The organism is Halobacillus naozhouensis (genome assembly GCF_029714185.1).
Lineage (GTDB): Bacteria > Bacillota > Bacilli > Bacillales > Halobacillaceae > Halobacillus_A > Halobacillus_A naozhouensis.
Genome location: NZ_CP121671.1, coordinates 3,645,510 through 3,659,214 on the forward strand (window position 1 = coordinate 3,645,510; position 13,705 = coordinate 3,659,214).

Consider the following 13,705-nt stretch of genomic DNA (forward strand, 5'->3'; position numbering starts at 1 on the left):
GATGGAGGTTAATGGTTGTCAGTCCTGGTTTTCCAGATAGACAGGGAATGGGTAGCTGTATGTTTGTTTGTCTTTTGTTACCGTAACGACAGCGATATATGGGCCGGTTAATGCTTCTTTTAAGCCGCGATCGATCTCACCTTCGATCATGCCTGCTCCCGTTTCTTCTCGTTTAAACAATGTGCCTTGATGCAGCATCGTGCCCGCCCGGTATAAATCAACCGTGATTTGATCAACTGTTTCGGTCAAGTAGAAGCGGTACGATAGATCTCCCTGTGTCTTCCAGTCTTTGTACAGCTCAAAACCTGACACCTTCTCATAATCCGCCCGTTCCATCATAAATAAATAGGGCAGTTGATAGGCCTGATCCTCGCTCTTCAACGTTATATATCCCTGGTGCACGCCTTCCTCCACAAAAGCCTTCGACACACTGAGCTCGACAGGGATTTCCACCTTCTCATCAGGGGCCAATTGGATCGTTTCCGGTACGGTCCATGTCACCCCGGCAGGACTGTCGGGCAGCGGCACAGAAATCGTTTGGTTCTTGTCCCCTTTATTGTGCAGCGTAATCATCACTTTTTTCCGAAAAAAAGAATCTGCAATCCGTCCAAAGTAAAGCCCACCTGGTTCAATCCATAAATCAGGCTGAATGGCCGCTTCGGTATTGATGACTCCCGCTCCTTGTGCGGTGGGCTGGTACGGCTGTCCCTCTTTCTTCGTCAACAGGTCAGCCGTCGTCATCAGCGATTGCTTGATCTGAGCCGGACTCCAGTTCGGATGTGCTTCAATCATAAGGGCGGCGACCCCGGCGACGTGCGGGGCGGCCATACTCGTCCCTTGCAGCGGTTGGTATCCACCTGGGACTGTACTGATAATATTGACACCGGGAGCAAGGACGTCCGGTTTGACTATCCAGTTCGTCGTCACCGGTCCTCTTGAACTAAATGGAGCTATGCCATGGTCAACCTTCACCCGAGTTGTTTCGAGCCACTGATCTCCTTCTACACCGTGCTCCATCAGCCATTTCCCATCTCTCCCTGACACTGCTGCTACCGGAATCGGAACTTCACTAGTAAGCGCCCCCTGAAACATTCCCGGCTGATTGTTATAAATGATTACACCGACGGCGCCTTGCTCATAGGCCATTTGCGCCATCTCCGTAAACGGCACCACTCCACGCTCCATCACGACAATTTTTCCAGTCGCCGGTGGTATAGCCGTTTCCCCAGATCCCCCGTTGATTAAGGGATATTTTTTCGAAAAAGTCCAGGGGACAGATCCCTGCATCAATTGGACGCCAACCTTTCGATCGAGTCCCGGTAAAGTGAGGACAGGCCGAGTTGTGGGAAGCGAGGATGCCCCGACGGTAATTGCCTTTGAAGATGTACCCGGCGACCCTACTGTCCACGTGTCGGGACCGGCGTTACCCGCAGCCACCACAACGGTTGTTCCAAGTTCCACGGCCTTATTGACCGCTTTCGTCGTCGGCCAGTCCGGGCCATTTACCGTGTTTCCGAGCGAGAGATTGATCACATCCATTCCATCTTCCACTGCCTGTTCAATGGCAGCGATCACCTGCACAGATGATCCCGTCCCGCCAGGACCAAGCGCACGATAAGCATAGAGCTCTGCTTCAGGCGCAACACCCTTCATATCCCCATTTGCAGCAATGATGCCAGCCACGTGGGTTCCATGCATCGTTGCGCCAAAGCCCCCCATCGTTTCCATAGGATCCTTATCAAAGTCCACAACGTCAAACCCGCCCTGGTAGCTTGCCGTTAAATCCGGGTGGGTGTAATCGATTCCTGTATCAATGACGCCAACCTTCACGCCTTCACCCGTGTAGGAAGTCTGTTCCCTGACCACTTCCGTTGTTAAAAGCGGTCTATCTTTCTTTGCCAATGATGTTATTTTCCCATTATTTGCCGTGCTGTATGTGTGTACAGGGTATTGATTGACAACAGAATCAAGGCGGACAAGTTTCTCAAGTTCTTCCGCCTCTCCCTTGATCGCTACCCCTTGAAAAATCGTATTGTACGTTGCCACTACTTCAAGAAGCGGGAGCCTCGTTTCAATCTGACTCGCAAATGCCTTCGGTGATTCGTCTAGTTCAACTATGATCGTGGTTTCCTCTGACGGTTCGGGCTGATCAAACAAGGCAGGCTGAGTAGGCTGCTGCCCTGGCTGACTAAAGCCAGCCGTCATAAGTGCTGTGAGGAGTACGAGTGCAGAAAACTTACGCATGCAGAAGCTCCTTTTTTCCATAGTTTGTGATGAATGGAAGTTGCTATGCACACGAAAAAGCCGATTGATTTTCTTATAAAAATCAATCGGCTATGAAAGTCATTACGCGCCTGTTTTGCATGTAATTGTTTCATTGCAAATCTTGCTATCGGCTGTGCAATCAAAGCTTCAACCCAAAATGCGATGAAAAATTTTCTAGGCCAGTCATAAAAGAAGTTTTGAATCGGTGCCCAGCTAATTTCACCCATGCCAATCCAGGATCCCATAAGTTAGTTCGTTTCAAATGTCTCCGGTTTGTCTTCCCGCTGCTTGAAAAAGTAGCGAATTGCTTCAGCAATACGGGCGGACGCTTGTCCGTCCCCATACGGATTAGAAGCTTGCGCCATCGCTTCATGCTTATCCGGATCAGACAAAAGTTCATTGGCAAGATTAAAAATATGCTCCTCGTCTGTGCCCGCAAGCTTCAGCGTCCCCGCTTCAATCCCTTCCGGACGCTCTGTAGTGTCGCGCAGGACAAGTACAGGTACTCCAAGTGATGGAGCTTCCTCCTGCACCCCGCCGGAATCGGTCAAAATCAGATGGGCTCTTGATGCGAAATTGTGAAAATCGATCACATCAAGCGGCTTAATCAGCTTAATGCGTTCATCATTGCCTAAAATGTGATCAGCCGTTTCCTGGACCACCGGATTGAGATGCACAGGATAGACGACCTGTACATCGTCGTGGGTTTCCACTAAACGCTTTATCGCACGGAACATTTGCTCCATATTGCTCCCAAGGTTTTCACGACGATGGGCCGTCATCAGAACGAGGCGTTTATCAGCTAGCTGATCGAGCACCTCGTGCGTATACTCTTGATCGACCGTCGTATTCAAAGCATCAATAGCGGTATTACCTGTCACAAAAATGTGATCTTCCGGCTTGTTCTCTGCCAGCAGATTATCTTTGGATTTATTCGTCGGAGCAAAATGAAGATCAGCCATGACTCCCGTCAGCTGACGGTTCATCTCTTCCGGAAATGGTGAATATTTATTCCACGTTCGCAAGCCCGCTTCCACGTGACCAACCGGAATCTGGTTGTAATAAGCGGCAAGTGAGGCAGCAAACGTCGTTGTCGTATCGCCGTGAACGAGCACAACATCCGGCTGTGTTTTCTTCATGACGTCGTCAAGACCCTCGAGCGCTCGTGCTGTGACTGCCGTCAGCGTTTGACGATCCTTCATAATGTTTAAATCGTAATCGGGCTCAATGCTGAAAATGTTCAATACCTGGTCAAGCATCTGTCTGTGCTGAGCTGTCACGGTGACGATGGGCTCAAATTGCTCAGACCTTTTTTTTAATTCTAAAACAAGCGGTGCCATTTTGATCGCTTCGGGACGTGTCCCGAAAATCGTCATTACTTTAATGCGGTTGGACATCGATGAGCCTCCTTACTTCGTGCCGAACAGGCGGTCGCCGGCGTCACCCAGGCCTGGTTCGATGTAGCCTTTTTCATTTAAACGTTCGTCCATGGCAGCCAGATAAATATCAACATCAGGATGTGCTTCCTGGACAGCTTCTACACCCTCAGGAGCTGCGACGAGACACATTAGGCGGATTTGACGGGCCCCGCGTTTCTTCAGCGACTGGATCGCTTCATTGGCGGATCCGCCTGTGGCGAGCATTGGATCGATGACGATCAATTCACGTTCTTCAATATCACTTGGAAGTTTGACATAGTATTCGACAGGCTGCAGTGTTTCTGGATCGCGGTAAAGACCAACGTGTCCTACTTTTGCAGCTGGAATCAATTTAATAATTCCGTCAACCATGCCGAGACCGGCGCGCAGGATCGGTACTAGACCAATTTTTTTTCCTGTCAGCACTTGAGCTTTAGCGTTATTGACTACTGGAGTGTCGATTTCTACTTCCTCAATCGGCAAATCCCGAGTGATTTCAAATGCCATCAGTGCTGCTACTTCGTCAACTAATTGGCGAAAATCCTTCGTTCCTGTTTCTGCTTTTCTTATGTACGTCAACTTGTGTTGAATTAATGGATGATCTAATACATATACATTTCCCATTGCCAGTCACTCCTTCTCATAGTTTGCATCCTTTAAATTGTACTGAAAATATATCGAACAAGCAAGCAGCGAAAAGCGGAGGTGCCCTGATAGAGACGACAAGCATAAGCAGATCGGCGCAGTGAAGTGGTTTTTCTTCACGGAGGCGAACTGCTTATGTCTCGAGTGTCTGGGCACCGGAGCTAGACACTCGAAAAGCGGAGAGGGACGGTAAGACCTGACACGCATAAGCAAGATGGCATAGTGAAGCGTATTCAAGGAAGTTCGGCTAAAACCGAAATGAGAGGAAGTTCGACTAAGTTCGGCACGTCCTGTGCCAACGTCGAACTACCCTACGTCGTGTAGGGTCAAAAAACCACCAGCCCCAAGGACTAGTGGTTTCGTCTTTAAGAAGTTGTTAGCAATGATGGGTATAGCGGGAAGCGGGATGTCAGTTTCCGAACACTTTCCGCTACTTCCTTTAATTTCGCCTCATCATCATGATGTTTCAGCGTCGTTGCAATTTGCTCTGCCATTTCTTCCATTTCCTTTTCCTTAAAACCACGGCTTGTTACAGCGGCTGTACCGATACGGATTCCGCTCGTCACAAACGGGCTTTCCGGATCAAATGGAATGGTGTTTTTATTAGTCGTGATCCCGACATCATCCAGCGCCTTCTCAGCTACTTTTCCAGTCAATTCAAGGTTGCGCAAATCTAGCAGCAATAAATGATTATCCGTTCCATCGGATACAAGACGAACACCATGCTTCTTAAGCGATTCGCCAAGCTGCTTTGCATTGGCAATAATTTGACGGGAGTATTGCTTGAATTCAGGCTGTAGTGCTTCCTTGAAGGAAACAGCTTTCGCTGCGATCACGTGCATGAGTGGACCGCCCTGCATGCCTGGGAATACGGATTTATCGATTTTCTTCGCAAATTCTTCTTCACAAAAAATCATGCCGCCACGAGGACCACGCAATGTTTTGTGAGTCGTTGTCGTAACAAATTGAGCATGCGGAATTGGATTTGGATGCAGCCCAGAAGCGACTAAGCCTGCAATATGAGCCATATCAACGAGCAGATACGCCCCTACTTCATCAGCAATTTCACGGAACCTGGCAAAATCAATTTCACGCGGATAAGCACTTGCCCCTGCAACGATCAGCTTCGGCTGCACTTCTTTCGCTTTTGCTAAAACAGCATCGTAATCAATCTGTTCGTTATCCTGATCGACGCCATATTCTTCAAAATCATAGAGTGTCCCACTGAAGTTCACGGGACTGCCGTGAGTCAAGTGGCCGCCATGGTTTAAATTCATGCCAAGCACTTTATCTCCAGGCTTAAGAACCGTAAAGTAAACCGCCATGTTCGCTTGTGCACCAGAATGCGGCTGAACATTGACATGATCCGCTCCAAATAATTCCTTAGCACGGTCCCTTGCCAGATTTTCAGCCACGTCTACGTGTTCACAGCCTCCGTAATAACGGCGGCCTGGATACCCTTCTGCATACTTGTTCGTTAACACTGAACCCATAGCCTCCATAACTGCTTCGGATACGAAGTTTTCCGAGGCAATCAGCTCAATATTGTTTTCCTGACGATCTTTTTCATCCTTAATTGCTGCAAACAGTTCTGCATCAGTTGATTTAACATGTTCCATGATCGAATTCCCCTCTCGAGTTACTTTTCAAGTTCGTAAACCGCTCGACCCCCGCCGACAAGTGGCGGACGCGTGCGAGCAACCGTGACATGTGCGTGTCCAATCGAATTCTGGGCAAGGCGAAGCGGTACAGCGACTCGCCTCAAATGCATTCCTATTAATGTGTCTCCAATGTCAATACCTGCATCAGCTTCAACTGCTTCTACTAAAACAGGATCGTTCATATGTTTAAAAGCATAGGAAGCCATCGAACCGCCTGCTTCTGCAACAGGTACAGCGGAAACTTCTTGATAGCGCTGCTCCCTCTGCACGGAATGTTCGACAACGAGTGACCGATTGAGGTGTTCACAACATTGGAACGCCAGATCGATCCTCTTCTGTTCTGTGAGCTTATGCCATTCATTATACACCACTTCAGCAATGGCTTCACTACCTGATGTGCCGATTCTTTCGCCAGCTATTTCACTTGTTGAGCAGCCAACGACGAGAAGACTACCTTGTTTAATGTGTCCACTCTCGAGTAATTGTCGGACAACGGTAGATACCTCTTGTTGAATCGCTTTAATATCAGTCATAGGCTCATCTCCTTTGGTAAGAAGCAAGTAGATTGCCTCTTATTCTATACGGCCATTCTATCACACTTTTCTAAAATCTTCGTTGGGTATGTAGGCCTAATAAGGAAGAAAACCTTTCCTTAACAGGAAGCGGAAGGTATAGAACAGCCGTTCTTCAGCCGAAGGAGTTTCTTGCCGTTAAGTTAATCTCGAGGATGTTCTTACGCTTTCCCTTCGTATTCGGTTATTTTCCCTACACGATTATTGTGACGGCCGCCTTCATAATCCGTCTCAAGCCATGTGCGGGCAATTTCCTTCGCTAAACCTGGGCCAATGACACGCTCGCCCATGCAAAGCATGTTCGAATTGTTATGTTCACGGGTCGCTTTTGCTGAAAACAGATCATGCACAAGAGCAGCACGAATTCCCTTCACTTTATTTGCTGAGATGGACATGCCGATGCCTGTCCCGCAAATCAAAATGCCTTTATCAAATTCACCACTTGCGACTCGTTCCGCAGCAGGAATCGCGTAATCCGGAAAGTCTACAGAAGTTTCACAGTCACAGCCTATATCCTCAAACTCAATATGCAATTCATCAAGCACGTCTGCTACTTCACGGCGCAGATTCACACCGCCATGGTCGGATGCCAAAATTACTTTCATTGTTTGCCACTCTCCTTGTTTCTTTTCGTTTAGTTTACCGCAGATCGCAGGGTTCTCAAAGTCCGTTAACCCAGGTTAAACAAACGTTTGATTAATTCTCTTTCAGCTCCTTCAACTTCGCCACCAGCAAATCAATGTGCCTGTTGAGCTCATCCCTGGTTTCCCTGTACACCTTTACATTTTTTCCGAAAGGATCGGTGATATTCAAGTTTGGAATGTCACTTTCAATCTGCTGAATCTTTTCGATTTCAGTGGCCAGTTCTTGCCGCAGCCGGGTCTCCATTTCAGCTTGTGTCAAGTCTTCCTCCAGATTACTGAGAATCCAAGTACGTTTTTCTTCAAAGGTGGTGTAAAGATCTTTCAGTTCCTGCCACTTGCTCTCATCAATCAGGACATATTCTTTCAATGTAAAAAACTTCGTCTGTTCATCAGGATACTGGAGGGCTAAGGTCTGTTTATGTTTATCTGTCATCGTCAACACGAGATCAGACCAATCAATGATCTCCTGGGCAATCGGTGTTGAGGAATGGTTGAATGATAATCCGACTTCACTGAGCACATGCTCAGACCCTTCCGATAACGGTTGTCCAGATCCAGCAAAAATGCCAGCCGAACGAACCTCAACGCCATTGTATTTAAACCTTAAAAGAGCCTCAGCCATCGGACTGCGGCATGTGTTACCTGTGCATACAAATAATAGATTCATCGTGGTACACTCCTCACTTGAGGCTTTTTCTCTATCATATCATATCTATTTTGCAAAGAAATAGTTTAGAAAATGGCATAAAGGCCAAGCGCGCACAATATGCTTCCCCCTAACAGTTCACTGTACGTGCCAAGCAGACCGCTTGCCCTTCTTCCGAGCACAAAACCTGCCCATGTGAGAACGGTGCTCACTACTCCAAAGGAAAGCACGGAAACGATGATCGCGGTTTGGTGAAGACCAAGGCTAAACCCGACAGGAAAGCTGTCTATACTTACACTAATGGCAAAAATCCATAATCCGGCACCAACGAGGGAATGGGCGGCAGAACGTTTTTCTGCAAATGACGCAAAAATAGTATAGCAGCCTAGCCCAAATAGCAAGAACCCTCCTGCTACAGCAGCCCATGTACTGGCATTCGACGATAACCAGGAACCCAAAATGATTCCAAGACCTGGCATAAACATATGAAATAACCCGACAACGATTCCAGCAAAAAAAGCATGCTTAAGCCTTACCGCCTGCATCCCCATTCCCAGAGATACAGAGAAAGCATCCATTCCGAGTGCAAACGATAGCAATACTAATGAAGCAGCTTGTTCGATCATGTGAGAAAGCCCCCCTCCGGACATGCTATGCGGGGCTTTCAGCTTGTATGTCAGTTACTGGATAACTTTTTGGACAGCAGCTTTTGATAAACGATTCATGACGGCAGCACCTACTCCATGGTCCGGAAAGGCTTCGCATAAAATAACATCAACGTCAGCTTTCTTAAATTGACGTAACGCACCATAGAGATTCCCGGCCACTTCGGCCAAGTTGTTTCTTGAGCCACAGCGAAGGGTGCGTGAATGGTCCAGCGCATCCGCCAGTTCATGACTTGCCATCACACCGACGCGTTTATCCACAGCCTGCAGCTGGTTGATTTGGTCTTGAAAAAATGAAACATCACCGTCAACGAGCCAGAGCGGTGCCTCAGGGGCATAGTGGGCGTATTTCATGCCAGGCGATTTCGGCTTAGACCCCTGAGCGGCCAGCGCCGGGTCCACAATCACTTCAGGGATCAATGGCTGCAGATCTTCTTTTGTTACACCACCCGGGCGAAGAATTATCGGGATCCTAGCTGTGCAATCAAGCACTGTAGATTCTACCCCCACCCCAGTCGGGCCTCCATCGACAATCCCGGCAATCCGCCCGTCGAGGTCCTGGGCAACATGAACCGCTTCGGTTGGGCTCGGGCGTCCTGAGCGATTGGCACTTGGGGCAGCCAGTGGTTTCCCTGCAGCTTTTAAAATACTCAACGCCACAGGATGATCAGGCATGCGAATCGCAATCGTCGACAGGCCAGCCGTTACATTTTCAGCAGCCGTACCATTGCTCGGTAGGATCAATGTTAATGGACCCGGCCAAAACTGTTCTATTAACTTGCGAGCAATAGGCGGAATCTCAGTTACAAGCTCCTCTACATGTGATTGGTCCGCCACATGAACGATTAACGGATTGTCCGCTGGGCGCCCTTTTGCATCAAAAATCCGTTGAACGGCAGTGGCACTCGTGGCATCTCCTCCAAGTCCATACACCGTTTCGGTAGGAAAAGCAACAACCTGCTGCTGCTTAAGCAGCTCAGCAGCCTCTACGATTGCCTCATCATATTCTGATATATGTGTGGATAGCTTCCAATGTTGTGTTGATTTATTCATGTCTGTTCTCCTTTTAATCAATCTAGGAAAGTATAGGTTGTGTATAAATGGTTTGTTTAGGTGTTTGACCCTCGTTGTAGCTGGGTAATTATATACTAACATTATGAATACTTCCGTAGTTAATCGCAAATCCAGACACTACTAACAAGTTATCCTCAACTTATCAACAGACATATCCACATATTCACTTGTTTTCACGTGTTCATCCTCCCACACTTATTCAGATACCCACAATTTATCCACGTTTTTTAATGAAAATGTGGATAATATCCATACTTATCAACATTAATCGTTGATAACTTTATATATCCACAACTGCTGTTGTTCATCTTTACATTCAAATTGTTGATGAGTGAGCAATCTGTTCAAGTTCTGTGAATGACTTTTCACTTGAAGTTCCCGAGTGCCTTCCTCTTTCACATAGTTCTGAATCAACTCAAACACGTATAACACCCCTGCTTTGGAGACATCGCTTGAAACTTGAAGCTGGCGCAGCTGTTTAACACCTTGCTCTTGTTCTGCCAAAATAAACGAACCCATTTCTTCGTTATCCCGCTTAATCAGATATCCACATTCCCCGTTATGCTTAAGTGCTAATTTTTCAATATACACAGCAAATCCCCCTTTTCCAGTACCTATTTAAAAGGCTTCCGTAATGGTGACCTTTCTAGTACTCTATGAGAAAAAGGGGAAAATATGCTAGGATACGATTTTATTCCAAAGTTTAACGAGAAAGAATTCCACTTCCTGCTTCTCCGGCTCCGCTGCTTCTTTTTCCTGCTCTTGCTCAGCACCTTTTTCTTCAGCGTGGGCGACCGTTGCTCCATTGGAGAAATCAAGAAAACAGAGAGGTGGGAACAGTACACACCACCAATTATCTCCTTCCCCTTCACCAAGAGTGATCAAAATCGCTTCATATTCACCTGCCGGGTAAATGTAGGAGCCGTAAAGCTTCGTTGGAAATTCTACCTGCTTACCATATTCCACTTGATAACTCTCTGTCATCTCTGACTGTTCAATTGTTTCTTTTACAATCGCATCTATTTCCTGAAGTCGAGATTGAATCAGGGCCCGCGCCGCATCAATCGACGTAAGGTCTTCTACCCAGGTTGTAATTTCCGCGTTGACTGCATCACGGACATCACGCTTTAACTCCTGAGCTTTCTCTTCATTATTATCCGCCAGAATCCGAAGACGTATCGCTTCGTCAGGAATCACTTTATATGGAGAACTTGAGGAGGCACCACTCATGTGTCCCCAAGGTAAAATCGATAAACTAAGTATAATAGCTGCCGTAGCCAAAATTATTTTTCTCATAAAAAAATCCCTCCCCTGTTACTAGCTAGTATGGTCAGGGAGGAAATCTTTTAAACCTCAAATCTATTAAAAGAGTTTGCAGCGTAGTAGATTAGGCTTTAATGTTCTGTCTAGACTAATTCAGCAAAAATCATGCGATCTCTTCGATTGATATCCTGCTTGATTTCCACACGATAGTCAGGCAGCCTTGTTTCGATGATCGCTTTAACCGCATCCCCTTGTTCGTGGCCAATTTCAAACGCAATTAACCATGGGGATAACTCAAACCGGACGATCTGATCAATGATGGTTTGATAAGCGGCTACCCCATCGTCCTCGGCAAAAAGAGCCAGCTCAGGATCGAAGTTTTTCACCGTATCCTGAAGAACTTCTGCACGTGAAATATACGGCGGATTCGATACGAGAACATCAATGGGCTGCTGTTTAACCGGCTCCAGAAAGTCACCTTGAGAAAACGTTACATCAGCCTCCAACGCTTCCGCATTCCGTTTGGCGATCTCAAGTGCATCCGTCGAAAGGTCTGTGGCTATTAATTGACTTGCAGGGTGCTCAAGCTTTAAAGTAACCGCAATAATTCCACTTCCCGTGCCCAGATCAGCAATGACAGGAGCCTGCAGTTGAGACTTTGACTGTATCCTTTCAATCGTACCTAACACAAGCTCCTCTGTTTCCGGCCTTGGTATGAGGACATCCTTGTTTACAGTAAACTCGCGCCCATAAAACGACGCTTTGCCAATCAGGTGCTGCACGGGCACACCCGTCTCAGCGTGGTCCTCAATCGCTTGTATAAAAGAGGACCTCACTGTTTCAGGAAAAGAATCATGTTCGTAAGCCAGCAGCCGGGAGAAGCTCAAGTTCAGCATATCTTCGAGCAGCAAATCCGCTACTCTCACCTCTCGTCCATGCTCTCGTAAAAAAAGAGAAGCCCAGCGGCGGGCTTCCCCAATGGTCGTAAACGGTACCTTATTCACCGATAGACTCCAGCTTCTTCGTCTGCTCTTCAATTAACAGCGCATCGATGATTTCTCCCATATTCCCTTGAAGCACTTGATCAAGTTTCTGCAGGGTTAAGCCGATGCGGTGGTCTGTGACACGTGTTTGCGGAAAATTATACGTACGAATCCGCTCTGAACGGTCACCCGTTCCAACTGCCGATTTACGGCTTTCATCGTACTCCGCCTGTTGTTCCCGCTGAACTTTATCGTAAATACGAGCACGTAAAACCTTCATCGCTTTTTCCTTGTTCTTAATCTGTGACTTTTCATCCTGACAGGAAACGACAATCCCAGTTGGCTCGTGCGTCAAACGGACAGCAGACATTGTCGTGTTAACACTCTGCCCCCCTGGCCCGCTAGAAGCAAACGTGTCGACACGAATATCTTTATCATGCACTTCCACCTCTACTTCTTCAGCTTCCGGCATAACCACAACAGTTGCGGTCGATGTATGAATCCGTCCGCCAGATTCCGTTTCCGGCACACGCTGCACACGGTGGGCGCCATTTTCAAATTTCATTTTCGAAAAAGCACGATCCCCATTAATCATAAAAATGATCTCTTTATAGCCGCCCACATCATTGGCATTCGCCTCAATGACTTCTGTCTTCCAGCCTTGAGATTCCGCGTATCTTGCATACATACGGTAAAGGTCACCCGCAAACAAAGCCGCTTCATCTCCTCCAGCTGCTCCGCGCACTTCCATGATGACGTTTTTATCATCATTCGGATCTTTTGGAAGCATAATGACTTTCAAACGCTCTTCCAGTTCCTGTTTTCGATCTGAAAGCTCGCCGATTTCTTCTTTGACCATCTCTTCCATATCATTATCAAGACTATCCTCGAGCATGACCTTCGCATCATCAAGCTGCCCAGTCACTTCCTTGTATTCACGATAGGCGGTCACCGTTTCCGCAAGCCCGGATTGTTCTTTAGAGTATTCACGCAGTTTATCCGTATCCGAAATTACTTCCGGATCACTAAGTAATTCATTTAATTTTTCATAACGATCTTCAAGTGTTTGCAAACGTTCGATCAATGGTATGCACCTCTTTCTCCATAACAGTCTAATTATATTATAGAGAGGGTGGGGTTACAACCACGTCCCTTGAAAAACAAGCTCTGCCTCAGCGGGAACTTCAATTAATCTGGGATGATTGCACGGAGTTTTCCTTAATTGCCTATTCGGCAACTTATTTGCACATAAAAGTCCAACATCGCATATACGGAACGTTTATGTGCCTATTTCTCTCTAAATCAAAATCATCGTATTTTCACGTTAATATTATAGCGGGGTACAGCCCTGTAAACAGCATCTTTAATCTGCTTGGTCCAGTCCATCTTCTCATCGCTGCTCAGCTCCCGATCGACTTCAACGGTCACCCACGCCTGGCCAGCCTCGATGATCACCCGTTTAACTGTGACGCCTGGAACCTGGTTAGCTGCTTCTTTCATTAAATTACGATCTTGCTTTAATCCCCACGTGTCCCCTACGCGATCCATGGAGCGAGGGTTTTCATTTTCCACCTCAGAAGTTTGTTCATTCTGGGTACTCAAATTCTCAATAGTTTCGCGGTTTGTACTCCCTTGATAATTGCTATAATTCTGTCCGCAAGCCGTCATGAGTAATGTCATGAGAACTCCTGCCATTATGATCCTTAGCATCTTTCACACCTCTTCTCTTTTTCAGTAGTGTGTACGGATGAAAAGAGGATTATGCGTAGATTAGCCGTCACTTCCATCATAATGCAGCACTTTTAAGGGATGATTGCTAAATGAGTACGCTGTTGATATACACTTCGCTTTCCGCAAGGGGCTTCGAGT

Annotated in this window: 14 protein-coding genes; all 14 read right to left on the bottom strand. The window is 47.0% G+C overall.

The window, feature by feature from the left end; translation table 11 throughout:
• Positions 1 to 18 precede the first annotated feature (18 nt).
• The 14 genes from P9989_RS18735 to P9989_RS18800 all read right to left on the bottom strand — a co-directional run bounded on the left by P9989_RS18735 (position 19) and on the right by P9989_RS18800 (position 13,546).
• On the bottom strand, positions 19 to 2,244 hold the full coding sequence (locus P9989_RS18735; protein ID WP_283076366.1) for a S8 family serine peptidase: 2,226 nt from the start codon (positions 2,242 to 2,244) through the stop codon (positions 19 to 21).
• 269 nt (positions 2,245 to 2,513) lie between these two features.
• On the bottom strand, positions 2,514 to 3,662 hold the full coding sequence (gene wecB / locus P9989_RS18740; RefSeq protein WP_283076367.1) for a non-hydrolyzing UDP-N-acetylglucosamine 2-epimerase: 1,149 nt from the start codon (positions 3,660 to 3,662) through the stop codon (positions 2,514 to 2,516).
• A 12-nt stretch (positions 3,663 to 3,674) separates the two neighbouring features.
• A complete protein-coding gene (gene upp, locus P9989_RS18745) occupies positions 3,675 to 4,307 on the bottom strand; it encodes a uracil phosphoribosyltransferase (protein WP_283076368.1) in 633 nt (210 codons plus the stop codon).
• A gap of 386 nt (positions 4,308 to 4,693) precedes the next feature.
• The gene (locus P9989_RS18750; RefSeq protein ID WP_283076369.1) at positions 4,694 to 5,947 is read right to left on the bottom strand and encodes a serine hydroxymethyltransferase; all 1,254 of its coding nucleotides are present in this window, start codon (positions 5,945 to 5,947) and stop codon (positions 4,694 to 4,696) included.
• 20 nt (positions 5,948 to 5,967) lie between these two features.
• Positions 5,968 to 6,513, bottom strand: coding sequence for a TIGR01440 family protein (locus P9989_RS18755; protein ID WP_283078981.1), 546 nt, complete (start codon positions 6,511 to 6,513; stop codon positions 5,968 to 5,970).
• 209 nt (positions 6,514 to 6,722) lie between these two features.
• A complete protein-coding gene (gene rpiB, locus P9989_RS18760; RefSeq protein WP_283076370.1) occupies positions 6,723 to 7,166 on the bottom strand; it encodes a ribose 5-phosphate isomerase B in 444 nt (147 codons plus the stop codon).
• A gap of 91 nt (positions 7,167 to 7,257) precedes the next feature.
• The gene (locus P9989_RS18765) at positions 7,258 to 7,872 is read right to left on the bottom strand and encodes a low molecular weight protein arginine phosphatase (protein ID WP_283076371.1); all 615 of its coding nucleotides are present in this window, start codon (positions 7,870 to 7,872) and stop codon (positions 7,258 to 7,260) included.
• Between the two features lie 65 nt (positions 7,873 to 7,937).
• Positions 7,938 to 8,477, bottom strand: coding sequence for a manganese efflux pump MntP (locus P9989_RS18770; protein WP_283076372.1), 540 nt, complete (start codon positions 8,475 to 8,477; stop codon positions 7,938 to 7,940).
• A gap of 54 nt (positions 8,478 to 8,531) precedes the next feature.
• Entirely contained in the window at positions 8,532 to 9,569 is a 1,038-nt protein-coding gene (locus P9989_RS18775) for an L-threonylcarbamoyladenylate synthase (protein WP_283076373.1), read from the bottom strand.
• Between the two features lie 285 nt (positions 9,570 to 9,854).
• Positions 9,855 to 10,181, bottom strand: a complete 327-nt coding sequence (locus P9989_RS18780) for a hypothetical protein (RefSeq protein ID WP_283076374.1) — start codon at positions 10,179 to 10,181, stop codon at positions 9,855 to 9,857.
• An 87-nt stretch (positions 10,182 to 10,268) separates the two neighbouring features.
• Complete coding sequence (gene spoIIR, locus P9989_RS18785; protein WP_283076375.1) at positions 10,269 to 10,886, bottom strand: stage II sporulation protein R; 618 nt, start codon at positions 10,884 to 10,886, stop codon at positions 10,269 to 10,271.
• Between the two features lie 110 nt (positions 10,887 to 10,996).
• On the bottom strand, positions 10,997 to 11,857 hold the full coding sequence (prmC, locus tag P9989_RS18790; protein WP_283076376.1) for a peptide chain release factor N(5)-glutamine methyltransferase: 861 nt from the start codon (positions 11,855 to 11,857) through the stop codon (positions 10,997 to 10,999).
• Positions 11,850 to 12,920 (bottom strand): peptide chain release factor 1, encoded by a 1,071-nt coding sequence (prfA, locus tag P9989_RS18795; protein ID WP_283076377.1) that lies wholly within the window; start codon positions 12,918 to 12,920, stop codon positions 11,850 to 11,852. The genes prmC and prfA overlap by 8 nt, the downstream gene beginning before the upstream one ends.
• A gap of 224 nt (positions 12,921 to 13,144) precedes the next feature.
• Entirely contained in the window at positions 13,145 to 13,546 is a 402-nt protein-coding gene (locus P9989_RS18800) for a hypothetical protein (protein WP_283076378.1), read from the bottom strand.
• Positions 13,547 to 13,705 lie beyond the last annotated feature (159 nt).